This is a genomic window from Streptomyces sp. P3, from assembly GCF_003032475.1.
Classification (GTDB): Bacteria; Actinomycetota; Actinomycetes; order Streptomycetales; family Streptomycetaceae; genus Streptomyces.
Genome location: NZ_CP028369.1, coordinates 517937 through 536770 on the forward strand (window position 1 = coordinate 517937; position 18834 = coordinate 536770).

The 18834-nt window shown below is 73.1% G+C and carries 10 protein-coding genes; 5 read left to right on the forward strand and 5 right to left on the reverse strand.

Features of this window, described 5'->3' with window-relative positions; translation table 11 throughout:
- Nucleotides 1–37 precede the first annotated feature (37 nt).
- The gene (locus C6376_RS02105; protein ID WP_107441836.1) at nt 38–559 is read left to right on the forward strand and encodes a DUF1990 domain-containing protein; all 522 of its coding nucleotides are present in this window, start codon (nt 38–40) and stop codon (nt 557–559) included.
- A gap of 435 nt (nt 560–994) precedes the next feature.
- On the opposite strand, the gene C6376_RS02110 is transcribed toward C6376_RS02105, so the two are convergent.
- The 4 genes from C6376_RS02110 to C6376_RS02125 all read right to left on the reverse strand — a co-directional run bounded on the left by C6376_RS02110 (nt 995) and on the right by C6376_RS02125 (nt 8109).
- A complete protein-coding gene (locus C6376_RS02110; protein WP_107448721.1) occupies nt 995–2218 on the reverse strand; it encodes a VWA-like domain-containing protein in 1224 nt (407 codons plus the stop codon).
- 146 nt (nt 2219–2364) lie between these two features.
- Entirely contained in the window at nt 2365–3693 is a 1329-nt protein-coding gene (locus C6376_RS02115) for an AAA family ATPase (RefSeq protein ID WP_254075809.1), read from the reverse strand.
- A gap of 141 nt (nt 3694–3834) precedes the next feature.
- Nucleotides 3835–5280: a hypothetical protein gene (locus C6376_RS02120; RefSeq protein WP_107441837.1), complete on the reverse strand. Its 1446-nt coding sequence runs from the start codon at nt 5278–5280 to the stop codon at nt 3835–3837.
- Between the two features lie 204 nt (nt 5281–5484).
- A complete protein-coding gene (locus C6376_RS02125; protein WP_107441838.1) occupies nt 5485–8109 on the reverse strand; it encodes a glycosyltransferase family 1 protein in 2625 nt (874 codons plus the stop codon).
- 361 nt (nt 8110–8470) lie between these two features.
- On the opposite strand from C6376_RS02125, the gene C6376_RS02130 reads away from it, so the two are divergent.
- The 4 genes from C6376_RS02130 (at nt 8471) to glgB (ending at nt 16353) form a co-directional block, all read left to right on the forward strand.
- On the forward strand, nt 8471–10741 hold the full coding sequence (locus tag C6376_RS02130) for an alpha-1,4-glucan--maltose-1-phosphate maltosyltransferase (protein ID WP_254075810.1): 2271 nt from the start codon (nt 8471–8473) through the stop codon (nt 10739–10741).
- On the forward strand, nt 10738–12438 hold the full coding sequence (gene treS / locus C6376_RS02135; protein ID WP_107441839.1) for a maltose alpha-D-glucosyltransferase: 1701 nt from the start codon (nt 10738–10740) through the stop codon (nt 12436–12438). Before C6376_RS02130 ends, treS begins: the two co-directional genes overlap by 4 nt.
- Before the next feature lie 86 nt (nt 12439–12524).
- Nucleotides 12525–13913, forward strand: coding sequence for a maltokinase (locus tag C6376_RS02140; protein WP_107441840.1), 1389 nt, complete (start codon nt 12525–12527; stop codon nt 13911–13913).
- A 214-nt stretch (nt 13914–14127) separates the two neighbouring features.
- The gene (gene glgB / locus C6376_RS02145) at nt 14128–16353 is read left to right on the forward strand and encodes a 1,4-alpha-glucan branching enzyme (RefSeq protein WP_107448724.1); all 2226 of its coding nucleotides are present in this window, start codon (nt 14128–14130) and stop codon (nt 16351–16353) included.
- A gap of 125 nt (nt 16354–16478) precedes the next feature.
- Here the strand turns inward: glgB and C6376_RS02150 are convergent, their stop codons facing one another.
- Nucleotides 16479–18722, reverse strand: a complete 2244-nt coding sequence (locus C6376_RS02150; RefSeq protein WP_107441841.1) for a UvrD-helicase domain-containing protein — start codon at nt 18720–18722, stop codon at nt 16479–16481.
- Nucleotides 18723–18834 lie beyond the last annotated feature (112 nt).

Genomic DNA, 18834 nt, shown 5'->3' on the forward strand with positions numbered 1-18834 from the left:
GAAGGCGGTCCCGGGTGCCGCCCTACTCTTGGCTCCCATGTCTTCGAAGGACTTCACGTACGACGAAGTCGGCGCGACGCGCGACCGCCCCGGCTCCTGCCCTGAGGGCTTCCACCCCCTCCATGTCCGCGCCCGCCTCGGCGAGGGCCACGACGTCTTCCGGCGCGCCGCGGAGGCCGTCATGACGTGGCGGATGCACCGCGCCCTGGGCGTCGGCATAGACGCCACGGCGGACCGCGCGGCCCCCGACGTCGACGTCACCGTCACCCTGGCCGGCGTCGTCAAGGCCCCCTGCCGCGTGGTCTGGACGGTGGACGAACCCCGGCGCGCCGGCTGGGCCTACGGCACCCTCCCCGGCCACCCCGAACGCGGCGAGGAGTCCTTCGTCGTCGACCGCACGGGAGACGGCACGGTCTGGCTGACGGTCACCGCGTTCAGCCGCCCCGCGAAGTGGTACACCAAGGCCGCCGGCCCCGCCACCAGAGGCCTCCAACAGGCCTACGCCCGCCGCTGCGGCAAGGTCCTGCGAGAGCTGTGCGGGGGCGACGACTCCGCGTGACCGACCCGACGGCCGACGGCGTGGGTCGGCCTCCGGCGACCTCGCGAGTCGGCCGACGACGCGTCGGACAGGGCGACGTGAGTGCCGCGTCCGTCGCGGCCGTGACGTAGTTGCCCTCCCTGGTGCGATCTTCGCGCTGTCCGTGATCTCCTTTTCCGGCCGCGTCGAACAGGTTGTAGCGCGGCTTGTCGTTGCCGCCCGCCGACCGGGCCGTCCGACCCTGGTTGGTGACGGTCACCTTCTCCACACCTTCGGTGGTGGCGGTGACCTGCGCGGTGAAGTCACCGAGCGGGTAGGCCGCGCCGATTCACAGACTTCCGGCATCTGAAGTGAACATGATCACGCCGCATTCGTCGCGAAAGGACTGCGCCCAGGCGCTCTGAGGTGCACGACCACCTTCTCCGGCAAGGGAGTTGGGCACGGAGTGAGGGGTGCTCATCGCCCGCCTCCCGGCGTTCCGATCTCCACCACCCGGGCCCAGGCGGGCGGGGTGTCGGGGACGTAGTCGGGGTTCGTCTCGTTGTAGCGGGTGCGGCCGCGGGGGAACAGGCCGATCACCGTGCGGCAGGACGGGCGGGTCTCGGGCCAGGGTGTCTGACCGTCGGTGAGGACGACGACGGCGTCCGGGCGGGGGTTCGTCCGCAGGGCCTTGGCGAAGCCGGTGCGCAGGTCCGTGCCGCCGCCGCCCATCAGGGGGATGCCCTCGGCGCGGCACAGGGTGTGCACCATGCCGGCCGACGCGTCGCACGGCATGACGGAGACCAGGTCGCGACGGCCGCCCACGGCACGGGAGATGGCCGCGACCTCGAGGAGCGCGCTGCCCAGCTCGGCGTCGCTGACCGAACCGGACGTGTCGATGACGACGCAGACCCGGGGCGGCCGGCGTCGCAGGCTCGGCAGGACGACTCCGGGCAGGCAGGCCGAGCGGCGCGCGGGACGGCCGTAGCTGTAGTCCTCGCCCGCTCCCGGACCGGAGGCCGCCGAGCGGACCGCCGCGCCCAGCAGTTCCCGCCAGGGCTGCGGCGGGTGGAAGGCCTCCTCCGCCCACCTCTTCCACTGCTTCGGCGCCGACCCCGGCCGACCCCTGATGCCCTCGGCCACCCGGAACCGGACGGCGTCCCGTTGCTGCTCGCTGAGGCCGTCCGCGCCGTCGGGGCCGAGTTCCCAGTCCCGTTCCCGGCCGTCCGCGCCGCTGCCGCAGTCCAGCCAGGACAGGCGCTCCGTGCGCGGCCCGAGCCGGAACTGACGCAGGTAGTCCTCCATCAGCTCGCCGGCCCGCAACCCCAGCGAGGCCGGGGTGACGGCGCCCGCGGGCTCGACCAGCCCGTCCCCGTACGCGTCGTCGTTGATCTCGCAGTCCGCAGCGATGTTCATCCGCAGCCGCTCCCCCGGCCCGGTCAGGCCGCGCTCCCTCGCGAGGCGGTCGCTGCGGCCGTGATGGTCGCGCAGCAGGTGCGACACCTCGTGCACCCACACCCCCGCCAGATCCTCGACGGGCATCCGGTCGACGAACCCGGGCGAGACGTAGCACCGCCAGTACCGGTCCACGCCCATCGTCGGCACCTGCCGTGACTCCACGATGTGCAGGGCGAACAGGGCCGTCGCGAGGTAGGGGCGGGCGCGGGCGGCGTACAGCCGGGCCGCGAGCAGTTTGTCCATGTCCAACGGCGTGCCGGCCGCTGTGCCGCCGGCCGCACGCCGCGCGGCCGCCGAGGCGCCGGCCGCCAGGATCGCCGGACTCCGCGCGCCCACCGGCACGCCGGACGCCGCAGCCGCGCCCGCACCCGCACCCGCACCCGCCGTGCTCATCGGGCCGCCTTCGTCGTGCCGGCGTCCCGTGCCTCGGTGCGCGCCGCCGCCCGGTCGGCACGCCGGGACAGGGCCACCGCGCCGGCCAGGCCCTCGATCGACGCGGGGACCTCCCAGTCGTCCTGGCGCAGCGCGGCGAGGGTGGTCGCGGGGACCACGACCAGGTCGGGGGCCCCGGTCTCGACCGCCCTCACCAGCAGCGCCCACGCCGCGTCCCAGCGGGGACGGTCGGGGCGGGACCGGACCGCCGCGACCACCGCGTCCAGCGTCGCCTGGCGCAGATCCCCCCGCCGAGGCAGCTCCGAGCCGGCCGGATCGGCGAGCAGGTCCTCGGGGTCCGGCAGGTCCATCCGGTCCAGGCTCGCCAGCAGTTCCAGCCCCGGCCCGTCGCCGACGGCGCCCCTCACCAGCAGCGACAGCACGTCCCGGGAGGAGCCCGCCGCCGTGGCGAAGGCGATCAGCGTCAGGGTCGTCTCCCAGCTGCGCGGCGACGGCCAGGCGCCGCCGCGGCGGGCCTCGCCGCTGGGCAGCCGGTGCACGAGCGTGGGGCGGGCGGCCAGTAGTCCGCACACCGCTCGGCGCGCGAAGTCGACGGCCTCGGGCAGCTTCGCCGGGTCGAGCCGGGGCAGGCTCGCCCGGGGCCAGGTCCCGCCGAGACCGCGGACGACGACCTCGTGGTCGTGGGTCCACTGCACATGGACGAACCGGTTGGCCAGCGGCGGGCTCAGCTCCCAGCCGTCGGCCGCCGAGGACCGCGGGTTGGCGGCGGCCACGATCCGCACGCCGGGCGGCAGCCGCAGGGCGCCGATCCGCCGCTCGAGCACCAGCCGCAGCAGCGCGGCCTGCACGGCGGGCGGCGCGGTGGACAGCTCGTCGAGGAACAGCAGCCCGCGGCCGGCCCGCACCAGCCGTACCGCCCAGTCCGGCGGGGCCATCGGAACGCCCTGCGTCGCCGGGTCGTCGCCGAGGACCGGCAGCCCAGAGAAGTCGGACGGTTCGTGCACGCTGGCGATCACGGTGGTCAGGGGAAGGTCGAGGGCGGCGGCCAGCTGGGTCAGCGCGGCGGTCTTGCCGATGCCGGGCTCGCCCCACAGCAGAACGGGCAGGTCGGCCGCCACGGCGAGGGTCAGGGCCTCGAGCTGGGTGTCGGGTCGCGGTTCGGTGGTGAAGTCGCGCAACAGGGCCAGGAGGTCGGCGGCGACGTCGAGTCGGGCGGCCGGGTCGTCGGGTCGGTCCAGGACGTCCGACGGCGAACTGCCGCCCGGCCGGGAGGAGGGGGCGTCGGCTTCAGCGTCGACGAGGGCGAGCGGGGCGCATGTGGGCATGGTGATCACCTTTGGGTTCGCGGGAGCGGGTCAGCGGGGTCGTGCGGGATCGTCAGGAGTGCGCAGGCAGAACCGGGCGAGGAAACAGCGGGAGGGACGTCGGGAGAGGGGGCGGCGCGCCGGATCCGTCGGGCGGACCGTTCAGCGGCCGGCCGTGTGACGGGGACGTGAGCGCAGGCCGGACGGACGGGGCTCGCGCGGCGGGAGTCGGTGCGGCGCGGGTCCGGTCAGGCCGGCCCGGTACAGCCCGTAGGTGATCCGCCGCCGGGCGGCCGCCTCGAGTTCGTCCCGCAGCGCGCCGGCGCGCAGCAGCGCCTCGGGGCCCAGCAGCCCTTCGACGACGGCCAGCGCACCGGCGATGTCGCCGTGGACGAGGCGTTCACGGACGCCGGTGAGACAGTCCGGGCGGCGGTGGGCCTCGTCGACGGCCCGCAGGCACGGCAGCGGGGCTCCGCTCAGGGCGACCAGGATTTCCTCCCGCCGGAGTTCGGCCGGGTCGTGGTCCAACGGGACGAGCACCCCGTCGACCAGGCCGATCCGGTGACGGGCTCCCCGGCACTCCACGAAACGCGGCTGTCCCGGCGGGTCGGCTGCCCCCCGGCGGTCGTGCGGCCGTACGTCCGGGACCAGGGCCGCGGCGACCAGCGGGTGCAGCCGGCCGGCGTCGATCGCGCCGACGCGCAGCAGCTCCAGGTCGGGCGGGGTCCAGGTGGCGGCGTCGGGCAGCACGGGCAGCGCCGGACCTTTTGCCGAGGCGGCGCCGGCTCCGCCGTCCCCGGCGGGCCTGACGCGCAGTGCGGGCGGCCCTGCTCCGCCGTCCCCGGCGCTGTCCAGGATCAGCCGGCGCCGTCCGCCGAGCCGCACCAGGACGGCGCCGCCGGAACCGTCCTCGGCCCGGAGCAGGATGTCCGCCTCGGCGGCCCACCGGTCGACGGCGGCGGTACGGCCGTCGGGCACCGCGCCCGGGGGCAGGGTGAGGCGCGAAGTCCGCCGGACGACGTCCTCCGGTTCACCCGGCGTCCGCGCCGCGGCCGCCCCGGACCGCGTGCGCAGCTCGTCCGTGCGGCGCGCGTCCCACAGGTGCCGGTGCAGGTCGAGACGGAACCGCCGGCTGGGGTGGGGGTGGGGGTGCGGATGGCCCGGGCCTGCGCCGTGCCCCGCGCGGAATCCCTCCCACAGGGTCAGGCTGATCCGCTGGCCCGAGTCCGCCCAGGTGGGCGGCGTGCGCACCACCAGATGCACCGGACGCCCGCCTCGCCCCGCGCCGTCGTACCGCGCGAGGGCGACGGTCAGTCCGGGCCGCAGCAGCCCGTCGGGGGCGATTCTCGGCAGATGCCAGCGCAGCAGGTCGGGAGCCAGGTGCCGCAGGTCGGAGCGGAGCCGGGAGACGAACTCCCGGCCGTGGGAGACCGCCAGGGTTCGCAGGTCCAGATCGACATCCACGCCCGCGGCGGCGCAGGCGCCCGCCCAGTCGCCGGCCCGGCGGCGCGCCGTCGCGGTCTCGATCATGGAGGCCGGCACGGCGAACTCGCGCACGCGCGGCCAGAAGGAAAACGGGGAGTCCTCGTTCGCGAGGTGAGTCGTCATCAGCACTCACCTTGCGCGGACGGGTCCCCCGATCTGTCGACAGAAGGAGTAGTCATCGCGGGGAGCATAGCGGCCGTGCCGGTGACCCGGCCAGAGATTTCCGCCGCCCGCCCGCACGCCCACCGGGTGCGGCGGGTGTGCGGGCGGGCGGCGGTGCGTGCACGGGCGGGCCGGCCGGCCGAGGCGCGGGACGCGTGCGTCGGGTCAGCGCAGCAGGACGCCCGCTCCTTCGACCGCCTCCTCGGACGGCGCCTCCACCAGCCCCAGTTCGGCGCCGGACGCCAGCAGGCGGTGGGCCGGGAGGATGCGTACCGTGTACCCGAAGGGGCCCGTGCGGTCCAGCGACAGCGGGCCCTCGTAGACCCACCTGCCCTCCAGGTCCGGGCCGCCCGCCGGTTTCAGCGGGACCGTGGCCGCGTCCGTGATGCGGTCCTCCTCGTCGACGCGGCCCGAGACCGCCTGCACCTCGACGTCGTCGGGGGTGAGTTCGCCGAGGCGCACGCGCACCCGCAGGGCGAGGGTCGTGCCCAGCTCGGCCGAGACGGTGGCCGCCGACGTCTCCACGTGGTCGACCGCCACCGCGTGCCAGGCCGCCCGCACCCGCTGCTTCCAGCCGGCGAGTTCCCGCGCCGTGCCGGGGACCATCGCCCGGTGCGCGTGGGCGGCCGGGGTGTAGAGCCGCTCCACGTACTCGCGGACCATGCGTCCCGCCAGCACCTTCGGGCCGAGCAGGGTGAGGGTCCGGCGGACCATCTCGATCCAGCGGTCGGGCAGTCCCGCCCGCCCGCGCTCGTAGAAGCGCGGCGTGATGCGCTGTTCCAGGAGGTCGTACAGGGCCGTCGCCTCGATGTCGTCCCGGCGGTCCGGGTCGGTTCCGGCGCCGTCCGCGGTGGGGATGGCCCAGCCGAAGTCCGGCTGGAACCACTCGTCCCACCAGCCGTCCAGGACGGACAGGTTGAGGCAGCCGTTGAGCGCGGCCTTCATACCGGACGTGCCGCACGCCTCCAGCGGGCGGAGCGGGTTGTTGAGCCAGATGTCGCAGCCGGGGTACAGCTTCTGCGCCATGGCCATGCCGTAGTCGGGCAGGAAGACGATGCGGTGCCGGACCCGCGGGTCGTCGGTGAACCGGACGAGTTCCTGCACCAGGCGTTTGCCGCCGTCGTCCGCCGGATGCGCCTTGCCCGCGACGACGATCTGGATGGGCCGCTCCGGGTGCAGCAGCAGTTTCATGAGCCGGTCCGGGTCCCGCAGCATCAGCGTCAGGCGCTTGTACGAGGGGACCCGGCGTGCGAAGCCGATGGTGAGGACGTCGGGATCCAGGACGCCGTCGATCCATCCCAGCTCGGCGCTCGCCGCTCCTCGTTGACGCCACGAGGCGCGCAGTCGCCGGCGCGCCTCCAGCACCAGCTGCTCGCGCAGCTCGCGGCGCAGCTCCCAGATGTCCTGGTCGGGGATGTCGGCTACGGAGTCCCAGCGGTCGGAGCCGCCGACGCTGAGGGCGTCCTCGGCGCGCTCGGCGCCGATCTGCCGGGCGCCGAGGCGCAGCACCTGCGGGGCCACCCAGGTCGGGGCGTGCACGCCGTTGGTGACGGAGGTGATGGGCACCTCCTCGGGGTCGAAGCCGGGCCACAGGCCGGAGAACATCCCACGGCTGACCTGACCGTGCAGCAGCGACACCCCGTTCGCGCGCTGCGCCAGTCGCAGCCCCATGACGGCCATGTTGAAGAGGTTCGGCTCACCGCCGGGGTAGGTCTCCATGCCCAGCCGCAGGATGCGGTCGACGTCCATCCGGGGCAGTTCGGCGTCGGGGCCGAAGTGCCGGGCGACCAGGTCCCGGTCGAAGCGGTCGATGCCGGCCGGGACGGGCGTGTGCGTGGTGAAGACGGTCCCGGCCCGGACCGCCTCCAGTGCCGCGTCGAAGTCCAGCCCCGCGTCGCCGAGTTCGGCGATGCGTTCCAGACCGAGGAAGCCGGCGTGGCCCTCGTTGGTGTGGAAGACCTCGGGCTCGGGGTGACCGGTCAGCCGGCAGTACGTGCGCACCGCCCGGACACCTCCTATGCCGAGCAGCATCTCCTGCAGCAGCCGGTGTTCGCTGCCGCCGCCGTAGAGCCGGTCGGTCACCCCGCGCTCGCCGAGGTCGTTCTCCTCGACGTCGGAGTCGAGCATGAGCAGCGGGACCCGGCCGACCTGCGCCAGCCACACGCGGGCGTGCAACTGCCTGCCCGCGGGCAGGGCGAGGGAGATCCGGGCCGGCGTGCCGTCCTCCTCCTTCAGGAGGGTCACCGGCAGCTCGTTGGGGTCCAGGACGGGGTAGTGCTCCTGCTGCCAGCCGTCCCGCGAGAGGGTCTGGCGGAAGTAGCCGTGCCGGTAGAGCAGGCCCACGCCGATCAGCGGCACGCCCAGGTCGCTGGCCGCCTTCAGATGGTCGCCGGCGAGGATGCCCAGGCCGCCGGAGTACTGGGGCAGCGCGGCGGTGATGCCGAACTCGGGCGAGAAGTAGGCGACGGCGGCCGGGAGTCCGGCGGCGGCGGGCTGCGCCTGGTACCAGCGCTCGCCGCTCACGTAGTCGTGCAGGTCCCCGGCGGCGGCGGCGAGCCGGCGCAGGAAGCGGCGGTCCTCGGCGAGTTCGAGGAGGCGTGCCGGGGGCACGCCTCCGAGCAGTCTGACCGGGTCGCCGTCCGAGCGGGCCCAGCGCTCGGGATCGACGGAGCGGAAGAGATCGCGGGTCTCCGCGTGCCAGGACCAGCGCAGGTTTCGGGCCAGGTCGCTGAGCGGTCGGAGAGGTTCGGGGAGGAGGGGTCGGACGGTGAATCGACGGATCGCCTTCACATTCCACCTCGGCGTTGCGCGTTCGCTTGATGGGCGCACGGCAGTGTGCGTCCACGTCTGCTACGACGGTACCGGCGTCGGCGGCGGCCTTGCCGGGGGCTGGCCGGAGCCCTGCGGCGAAGGGCCGAAAATCCCGCTTTCACTCCCCTGGGCCACCTTGTGGGGCTTCGCCCCGCGCGAGAGGGTGCCAGTGGTGCGCCCGGCGACGCCGGCGCACCGAGTCGGATATCGACGTGAGGAGTTAACAACGGGCCGGATTGCTCACCCGCACAGGGTGGAAGGCTCCTCCGGTACTCCCTCGCAGGACCCACCTCCCACCACATCCATCCGCCCACCCCCCTTGATGCGGACAGGAGCGGTCATGCCGGCCAGGCACCACCCCTCGACACCCCCCAAGAAGACCTCCAGGAACGCCAAGGACGCCAAGGACCCTGCGGACGCCAAGGACTCCAAGGACGCCAAGGACTCCAAGGGCCGTACGGACTCCAAGGAACCGAAGAGCGCGAAGGGCTCCAAGGGCCCCAGGAACGCGAAGCCGGCGAAGAACGCCGAGCCCGCCGAGGCCGCAACGCCCACCGGCCGCACCCATGACACCGGGCAGGGCGAAGCCGCCGAAGTCACCGCGGCCGAGGCGGCCACCTCCGTGGGGCGCATACCCGTCCTCGACGTCCGTCCGCTGGTCCAGCAGGGACGCCGGCCCGCCAAGGCGGTCGTCGGCGAGACGTTCGAGGTCTCGGCGACCGTGTTCCGCGAAGGGCACGACGCCGTCGCGGCCAACGTCGTACTGCGCGATCCGGACGGCGCCCCCGGGCCGTGGACGCCGATGCGCGAACTCGCCCCGGGCACCGACCGCTGGGGCGCGGACGTCACCCCGGACGCGACCGGCCGCTGGACGTACACCGTGGAGGCGTGGGGGGATCCCGTCTCCACCTGGCGGCACCACGCCGGCGTGAAGGTGCCCGCCGGGATGGACACGGAGTCGGTCCTCGAGGAGGGCGCGCGTCTGTACGAGCGGGCGGCGGACGGAGTGCCGAGCGGCCCGGAGCGCAAGGCGGTGCTGATCGCCGTCGAGGCCCTGCGCGACGAGAGCCGTCCCGCCGTCTCCCGGCTGGCCGCGGCGTTGACGCCGGAGGTGGACGCGGTGCTGGCGCGGTTTCCGCTGCGGGAGCTGGTGACCGCGTCGGAGCCGCTGCCCCTGCTGGTGGAACGCGAACGCGCCCTGTACGGCTCCTGGTACGAGTTCTTCCCCCGCTCCGAGGGCACCCCGCAGCAGCCGCACGGCACGTTCCGCACCGCCGCCCGCAGACTCCCCGCGATCGCCGCGATGGGCTTCGACGTCGTCTACCTCCCCCCGGTCCACCCCATCGGCACCACCTTCCGCAAGGGCCGCAACAACACCCTCGACCCCGGGCCCGACGACGTCGGTGTGCCCTGGGCGATCGGCTCGCCGGAGGGCGGCCACGACGCCGTCCACCCCGCGCTGGGCACCCTGGAGGACTTCACCTGGTTCGTCGGACAGGCCCGCGCCCTGGGCCTGGAGATCGCCCTCGACTTCGCCCTGCAGTGCTCCCCCGACCACCCCTGGGTGCACAAGCACCCGGAGTGGTTCCACCACCGCCCCGACGGCACCATCGCCTACGCCGAGAACCCGCCGAAGAAGTACCAGGACATCCACCCGATCGCGTTCGACGCCGACATGAAGGGCCTCGTCGCGGAGACCGTACGGGTGCTGCGGCACTGGATGTCGCACGGGGTGCGGATCTTCCGCGTCGACAACCCGCACACCAAGCCGGTCGTCTTCTGGGAACGGGTCATCACCGAGGTCAACCGCACCGACCCCGACGTGATCTTCCTGGCCGAGGCGTTCACCCGGCCCGCGATGATGCACACCCTCGCCCAGATCGGCTTCCAGCAGTCCTACACCTACTTCACCTGGCGTACCACCAAGGACGAGCTGACCGACTACCTCACCGAGCTGTCGGGGCAGGCCGCCTCGTACATGCGGCCCAACTTCTTCGCCAACACCCCCGACATCCTGCCCGCCCACCTCCAGCACGGCGGCCGGCCCGCCTTCGAGGCCCGCGCCGTCCTGGCCGCCACCCTCTCCCCCACCTGGGGCCTCTACAGCGGCTACGAACTCTGCGAGAACACCCCCCTGCGCGAGGGCGGCGAGGAATACCTCGACTCCGAGAAATACCAGCTCACCCCCCGCGACTGGGAGACCGCCGAACGCGAGGGCCGCACCATCGCCCCCCTCGTCACCCGCCTCAACGAGATCCGACGGGCCAACCCCGCCCTGCACCGACTGCGCAACCTCCGGTTCCACCACACCGACAAGGAAGCGGTGATCGCCTACTCGAAGACGAGCTCGGACAGCAGCGGATCGAACACGGTTCTGGTGGTCGTCAACCTCGACCCCCACCACACCCAGGAGGCGACGGTCTCGTTGGACATGCCGCAACTCGGCCTGGACTGGCACGAGTCGGTGCCGGTGCGCGACGAGCTCACCGGCGAGACCTACCACTGGGGCAGGGCCAACTACGTGCGCCTCGAACCGGGTATCCGGCCCGCGCACGTATGCACCGTCCTGCGACCGTCCTACCCGCAGAGCGGAGGGTCACCCACATCATGATCGTCAACGAGCCCGTTCCGGACACCTTCGAGGACACACCCGCAAAGGACCGCGACCCCGAGTGGTTCAAACGCGCCGTGTTCTACGAGGTCCTCGTCCGCTCCTTCCAGGACAGCAACGGCGACGGCATCGGCGACCTCAAAGGCATCACCGCCAAACTCGACTACCTGCAATGGCTCGGAGTCGACTGCCTCTGGCTCCCGCCCTTCTTCAAGTCACCCCTGCGCGACGGCGGCTACGACGTCTCCGACTACACCGCCGTCCTCCCCGAGTTCGGCGACCTCGCCGACTTCGTCGAATTCGTCGACGCCGCCCACCAACGCGGCATGCGCGTCATCATCGACTTCGTCATGAACCACACCAGCGACCAGCACCCGTGGTTCCAGGAATCCCGCAACAACCCCGACGGACCCTACGGCGACTACTACATGTGGGCCGACGACGACAAGCAGTACCCCGACGCCCGCATCATCTTCGTCGACACCGAAGTCTCCAACTGGACCTTCGACCCCGTCCGCAAGCAGTACTTCTTCCACCGCTTCTTCTCCCACCAGCCCGACCTCAACTACGAGAACCCCGCCGTCCAGGAGGAGATGATCTCCGCGCTGCGGTTCTGGCTGGACCTGGGCATCGACGGGTTCCGCCTCGACGCCGTGCCCTACCTGTACGCCGAGGAGGGCACCAACTGCGAGAACCTCCCGGCCACGCACGAGTTCCTCAAGCGGGTCCGCAAAGAGGTCGACGCGCACTATCCGGACACGGTGATCCTGGCCGAGGCCAACCAGTGGCCCGAGGACGTCGTCGACTACTTCGGCGACTACACCTCCGGCGGCGACGAATGCCACATGGCATTCCACTTCCCCGTCATGCCCCGCATCTTCATGGCCGTCCGCCGCGAATCACGCCACCCCGTCTCCGAGATCCTCGCCAAGACCCCCGCCATCCCCGCAAGCTGCCAATGGGGCATCTTCCTGCGCAACCACGACGAGCTCACCCTCGAAATGGTCACCGACGAAGAACGCGACTACATGTACGCCGAATACGCCAAAGACCCGCGTATGCGCGCCAACATCGGCATCCGCCGCCGCCTCGCACCCCTCCTCGACAACGACCGCAACCAGATCGAGCTCTTCACCGCCCTGCTGCTCTCCCTGCCCGGCTCCCCGATCCTCTACTACGGCGACGAGATCGGCATGGGCGACAACATCTGGCTCGGCGACCGCGACGCCGTCCGCACCCCCATGCAGTGGACCCCCGACCGCAACGCCGGATTCTCCTCCTGCGACCCCGGACGCCTCTCCCTGCCCACCATCATGGACCCCGTCTACGGCTACCAGGTCACCAACGTCGAGGCGTCCATGTCGTCGCCCTCCTCGCTCCTGCACTGGACCCGCCGCATGATCGAGATCCGCAAACAGAACCCCGCCTTCGGCCTCGGCACCTACACCGAACTCCCCTCCTCCAACCCCGCCGTCCTCGCCTTCCTGCGCGAACACGAGGACGACCTCGTCCTGTGCGTCCACAACTTCTCCCGCTTCGCCCAGCCCACCGAACTCGACCTCAGCCGCTTCCACGGCCGCTACCCCGTCGAACTCTTCGGCACAGTCCGCTTCCCACCCGTCGGCGAACTCCCCTACCTGCTCACCCTCGCCGGCCACGGCTTCTACTGGTTCCGGCTCCGCACGGACGTGGTCTAGAACCCCGCATCGGGGCGGTTTCCGCCGCCCCGCCCGGGGCACGCATCAGTAACACCCCGACCCCCCGGGGAAAGGAATGTGACGTAATGGCGGAAACTGTCACACTCTCCGGCAAGACGAGCCCCGACCTCCTCGCCTCCCTGGACCCCCTGCTGCGCGAGTGGCTGCCCCGGCAGCGCTGGTTCGCCGGCAAGGGACGTCCGGTCACCGGGTTCTCGCTGGTGGCGGCCACCGAACTGCTGCCGGCCGGAGCGCGGCTGGGCCTGTACCACCTGCTGGTGCGCGCCCGGCAGGGCGCGGCCCCGGGCGACTGCTACCAGCTGCTGATCGGCGTCCGCGCGGCTCTGCCGCCCCGGCTCGCGCCCGCGCTGATCGGGCACGTGACCCAGGGGCCGCTGACCGGGCGGACCGTCTTCGACGCGCTGTACGACACCCGGCCGGCCGAGCTGCTGCTGGAGGCGCTGCGCACCGGTACGCGGATCGGCGCGCTGCGTTGCGAGCGCGACCCGCAGCAGGAGATCCGGTCGGGGCTGGTCCCGCGCCGGCTGACGGGAGAGCAGTCGAACTCGTCCGTGATCTATGGAGATACGTTCATCCTGAAGCTGTTGCGCCGGGTGGTGCCCGGCGTCAACCCGGACCTGGAGCTGCCGCTGGCGCTGGCCCGCGAGGGCTGCCCCCGGGTGCCCGCGCCGACCGCGTGGATGCGGGCGGACCTCGCCGGCCACGGGAGCGAGGACGAGTCGTACGTCCTGGGCGTGCTCCAGCCGTATGTGCAGGGCGCGGCGGACGGCTGGGAGCTGGCGCTGCGGGAACTGGCCAAGGGCGAGGACTTCGTCGCCGAGGCGAGGGCGCTGGGCCGGGCGACGGCCGAGGTGCACGGGGCGCTGGCCCGGGCGCTGCCGACGGCCACGCTGGGCCAGGCGCAGCTGGGGCCGGCGGTGCACGGCATGGTCGAGCGGCTCGACGCGGCCGCGCAGGCGGTGCCCGCACTGCGTCCGTACGCGCCCGCGCTGCGCACCGCCTTCACCGCGCTGGCCGGCCTCGCGGCCGAGGGCCGCACCTGGACCGCCCAGCGCGTCCACGGCGACCTGCACCTCGGACAGTGTCTGCGCGCCGCCTCGGGCGAGTGGTCGCTGATCGACTTCGAGGGCGAGCCGGCCAGACCGCTGGGCGAGCGCCGGATGCCGCAGCCGGCCGTGCGGGACGTGGCGGGCATGCTGCGCTCCTTCGACTACGCGGCCCACTCCGCCGACCCGCCGGCCCCGGGCTGGGCGCACGCCTGCCGGGCGGCCTACTGCTCCGGGTACGCCGAGGCGGCGGGCGTCGATCCGCGGACCGACCCCGTGCTGCTGCGGGCCTACGAGACGGACAAGGCGATCTACGAGGTCGTCTACGAGGCCCGGCACCGGCCGGACTGGCTCCCCGTGCCCCTGTCCGCGATACGACGCCTCGCCGCACCCCCCGACCTGCCTTGAGGAGGCTCCGCCCGTGACCCCGAAGAAGGTCGAGAAGGCCGCCACACAGAACAGCAGGTCTCCCGTCGCACCACCGGCGGACGACTCCGCACCACAGGCGCGCCGCTCGCCGACGCCGGACGGCGCACCGGAGACGGACGTCTCACCGCAGGCGGGCTCCTCCGCGCAGGCCGGCCCCCGGCCGGAGACGGACGTCTCGCCGCAGGCCGACCCGCTGCCGCAGGCGGACCCCTCGTCCGGGGCGGTCGCGGAGTTCCGGAGCGCCCCGGACGCCGCCGACCGCGCGCGTCTGCTGGAGGGCACGCATCACGACCCGCACTCCGTGCTGGGCGCGCACCCCGCGCCGGGCGGGGTGGTGTTCCGGGCGCTGCGCCCGTACGCGCGGGCGGTGGAGGTCGTCGCCGGCGAGCTGCGCGCCGTGCTCCACGACGACGGCGACGGGTTCTTCTCCGGTCTGCTGCCGCTCACCCGGCCGCCGGACTACCGGCTCCTCGTGACGTACGAGGACACGACCGTGGAGACCGAGGACTCCTATCGCTTCACGCCCACCCTGGGCGAGCTGGACCTGCACCTGATCGGCGAGGGGCGGCACGAGCAGTTGTGGACGGTGCTCGGCGCGCACCCGAGGACCCACCAGGGCGTGAGCGGCACGGGTTTCGCCGTGTGGGCCCCGAACGCGCGCGGCGTCCGGCTGGCGGGCACGTTCAACTACTGGGACGGCACCGGGTGTCCGATGCGGTCCCTCGGGTCGTCCGGGGTGTGGGAGCTGTTCCTGCCCGGGGTCGGCGAGGGCGCGCTGTACAAGTTCGACATCACTCGTCCCGACGGCTCGCACACCCTGCGCGCCGACCCCATGGCGCGGCGTACGGAGGTCCCGCCGGCCACGTCGTCGGTCGTGGACGCCTCGCTGTACGAGTGGGGTGACGCCGAGTGGCTGGCCCGGCGGGCCGAGATACCCGTGCACGAGGCCCCGTTCTCCGTGTACGAGCTTCATCTGGCGTCCTGGCGACCAGGCCTGACGTATCGTCAGCTGGCCGAGCAGCTGCCCGCCTATGTGCGGGACCTCGGCTTCACGCACGTCGAGCTGATGCCGGTCGCCGAGCATCCCTTCGGCGGGTCCTGGGGCTACCAGGTCACCGGCTTCTACGCGCCCACCGCCCGCCTGGGCACTCCGGACGACTTCAGGTACCTGGTGGACGCGCTGCACCGGGCCGGCATCGGCGTCCTGATGGACTGGGTGCCGGCGCACTTCCCGCGCGACGAGTGGGCCCTCGCCGAGTTCGACGGGCGGCCGCTGTACGAGCACGCGGACCCGTTGCGCGCCGCCCACCCCGACTGGGGGACGCTGGAGTTCGACTTCGGCCGGCGTGAGGTGCGCAACTTCCTGGTGGCGAACGCCACTTACTGGTGCGAGGAGTTCCACATCGACGGCCTGCGGGTGGACGCCGTCGCCTCCATGCTCTACCTGGACTACTCGCGCGAGGCGGGCCAGTGGACGCCGAACGAGCACGGCGGCCGGGAGAACCTGGACGCGGTGGCCTTCCTGCAGGAGATGAACGCGACGGTGTACCGCCGCAACCCGGGCGTCGTGACGATCGCCGAGGAGTCCACCGCGTGGGACGGGGTGACCCGGGCCACCCACCACTCGGGTCCCAGCGGCTTCGGCGGCCTCGGTTTCGGGCTGAAGTGGAACATGGGCTGGATGCACGACTCGCTCGCGTACATGAGTCACGAGCCGGTGCACCGCAGGTACCACCACCACGAGATGACGTTCTCGATGGTGTACGCGTACAGCGAGAACTACGTGCTGCCGATCTCCCACGACGAGGTCGTGCACGGCAAGCGGTCGCTGGTGTCGAAGATGCCGGGCGACTGGTGGCGGCAGCGCGCCGACCTGCGGGCGTACCTGGCGTACATGTGGGCCCATCCGGGCAAGCAGCTGCTCTTCATGGGGCAGGAGTTCGCGCAGGGCGCGGAGTGGTCCGAGGCGCACGGGCCCGACTGGTGGCTGCTGGATCCGGCGTACGGGGCGGAGGCCGACCACCGGGGCGTGCGGGACCTGGTCCGCGACCTCAACGCCGTCTACCGGGCGGTGCCCGCCCTGTGGCAGCGGGACACCGATCCGGCGGGCTTCGAGTGGGTGGTCGGGGACGCCGCCGAGGACAACGTCTTCGCCTTCCTGCGGCGCGACGCGGAGGGCTCCTTGCTGCTGTCCGTCTCCAACCTGTCCCCCGTCGTCCGCCGGGACTACCGGCTGGGGGTCCCGGACGACGTCCCGGCCTGGCACGAGGCCCTCAACACCGACGCCGAGCGGTACGGCGGCAGCGGCGTCGGCCACCCCGACCCGGTCAAGCCGGAGCCGCAGGGCTCGCACGGCAGGCCGGCGAGCATCCGGCTGACGCTGCCCCCGCTGGCGACCGTGTGGCTGCGGCCCGCCTGAGCCTGTCCGCGCCCGTGCCGGCCCGCGCCGGCGCCGCGGTGTGCGGACGGCCCCTCCCGCCGCCCGCACACCGTGCCGACCCCGGGTCCCCGCCCCGGACCCGGGAGCGACGCGGGTTCGGACCGTCACACCGTGCCGGTCCCGGGTGACGCGAACGCCTCGGCCAGCGCCTTCGGCAGGGGGCGGCTGTGCAGCACGCCGAGCCGTTGCGTCGCACGGGTCAGCGCCACGTACAGGTCGCTGGTGCCGTACCGGGACGGCTCCACCACGAGGACGGAGTCGAACTCGAGCCCCTTGGACTGACGGGGGTCCAGCAGGACGACGGTCCGCGTGAGGTCGGGCTCCGCACCGGCGGTCACGCCGTCCAGCCGTGCCGCGAGCCGCCGGTGCAGACCGCGCGGGGCGATGACCGCGAGCCGCCCCTCGGCGGGCGTCAGCTCCCGGGCCGCCTCGGCCACCGCGCCCGGCAGGTCGTCGGTCGCGCGCGCCCACGGCCGCACGCCGGTGGACCGGACCGAGCTCGGCGGTACGAAGTCCGGGTGCTCGGCGCGTACGACCGCCGCCGCCACCTCCATGATCTCGGCCGGGGTGCGGTAGTTGACGCCCAGGCGGGTGTGCTCCCAGCGGTCCTGCACGTACGGCTCGAGAATGTCCGCCCACGATCCGACGCCGGCCGCCTCGGCGGTCTGCGCGGGGTCGCCGACCAGCGTCATCGAGCGGGTCGGGCAGCGCCGCATGAGGAGCCGCCACGCCATCGGCGACAGCTCCTGCGCCTCGTCGACGATGATGTGGCCGAACGCCCAGGTCCGGTCGGCCGCCGCGCGTTCGGCGGCGCTGCGGTGGTCGTCCTCCTCGTGCCGCTCGGCGAACCGCTCGGCGTCGATGATGTCGTGTGCGGACAGGACCTCGGAGTCCTCCTCGTGCTTGTCGTCGAACTCGTAGGTGCGCGAGGCGTACGAGACGTCCAGGACGCCCTGCGCGTAGGCGATCTGCGTCTCGCGCTCCCGTTCCGCCCGGGCCCGCGTCACCCGGTCGTCCTCGCCGAGCAGTTCGGCGGCCTCGTCGAGGAGCGGCACGTCGGCCACCGTCCAGGCACGGGTCACCGGACGGCGGATGACGGCCGCGTCGTCGTCGGAGACGTAGCCCACCGGGTCGGCGAGGAAGTCCGCCACCAGGCGCTGCGGGGTCAGCCGGGGCCACAGCTGGTCGACGGCGGCCCACACCTCGGGGTTCTCGGCGAGCTCGTCGCGGATCTGGGTGACGTCGCTCGGGTCGAGGAGGTTGGCGCCGTCGAAGGGGTCGGTGCCCAGGCGCTCGGCGACCATGTCGGTGAGCGTGTTGAGGATGTGGCCCTCGAAGTGCTCGCGGGCCGCGTTGTGCGGCAGCCCGGCGGCCCGGGTGCGTTCGCGGGCCACCCGCACGAGGCCGTCGTCGAGCATGAGGATCTCGCGGTCGTGCTCGATGGCGACGACCGGGTCGGGCAGGGCCTGCCAGTCGCGTACGACGTCGGCGAGGACGTCGGCCATGTCGGCGCGGCCCTTGACCGCGGCCGCCTCGCGGGTGTCGGCGGCCGTCGCCCGCACACCGGGGAACAGCTCGCCGACCGTCGCGAGGAGCACGCCCGTCTCGCCGAGCGCGGGCAGCACCTCGCCGATGTAGCCGAGGAAGGCGGGGTTGGGGCCGACGATCAGGACGGCCCGTCTGGCGAGCAGCCGCCGGTGCTCGTAGAGAAGGTAGGCGGCGCGGTGCAGGGCGACGGCCGTCTTGCCGGTGCCGGGACCGCCCTCGACCACCAGCACCCCTCGGTGCGGGGCGCGGATGATCTCGTCCTGCTCGGCCTGGATGGTCTGCACGATGTCGTGCATGCGGCCGGTGCGTGCCGAGTCGAGCGCCGCGAGCAGGACGGCGTCGCCGGTCGGGTCCTCGTGACCGGTGCGGGTGGGGTCGCCGATGTCGAGGATCTCGTCGTGCAGGGCGGTGACCCGGCGGCCCTCGCTCGTGAGGTGCCGCCGCCTGCGCAGCCCCATCGGGGTGTGGCCGGTGGCGAGGTAGAACGGGCGGGCGACGTCGGCCCGCCAGTCGATCAGGACCGGTGTGCGTTCGGCGTCACCGGTGCGCAGGCCGATGCGGCCGATGTGGTGGTGGACTCCGGAGGCGAGGTCGACGCGGCCGAAGCACAGGGAGCCGTCGACCGCGTTCAGCGCGGCGAGCAGTCCCGAGCGCTCGGCGACGAGGATGTCCCGTTCGAGCCGGGCCTGCATGGGGGTGTCGCCCTGGGCGAGCGCGTCCGTGACGGAGACCTCGGTGTCGCCGCGCAGGGCGTCCACGCGCGCGTACAGATCGTCGATGAATTCCTGCTCGCGCTGCAATTCGAAATCGGCGTTTGACAATTCAGCTCCCGCCCGGATATGATGCCTTCAGTGAACCGCATTACGACTTCAGTCAAATGAAGTCGCGAATCACTCAATATACGCCGAGAAA

Bases quoted from the DNA above. Each gene is read 5' to 3' on its own strand.
- C6376_RS02105 (WP_107441836.1), top strand. From the start codon at position 38: ATGTCTTCGAAGGACTTCACGTACGACGAAGTCGGCGCGACGCGCGAC.
- C6376_RS02110 (WP_107448721.1), bottom strand. From the start codon at position 2,218: ATGGACAAACTGCTCGCGGCCCGGCTGTACGCCGCCCGCGCCCGCCCC.
- C6376_RS02115 (WP_254075809.1), bottom strand. From the start codon at position 3,693: ATGCCCACATGCGCCCCGCTCGCCCTCGTCGACGCTGAAGCCGACGCC.
- C6376_RS02120 (WP_107441837.1), bottom strand. From the start codon at position 5,280: ATGACGACTCACCTCGCGAACGAGGACTCCCCGTTTTCCTTCTGGCCG.
- C6376_RS02130 (WP_254075810.1), top strand. From the start codon at position 8,471: ATGCCGGCCAGGCACCACCCCTCGACACCCCCCAAGAAGACCTCCAGG.
- treS (WP_107441839.1), top strand. From the start codon at position 10,738: ATGATCGTCAACGAGCCCGTTCCGGACACCTTCGAGGACACACCCGCA.
- C6376_RS02140 (WP_107441840.1), top strand. From the start codon at position 12,525: ATGGCGGAAACTGTCACACTCTCCGGCAAGACGAGCCCCGACCTCCTC.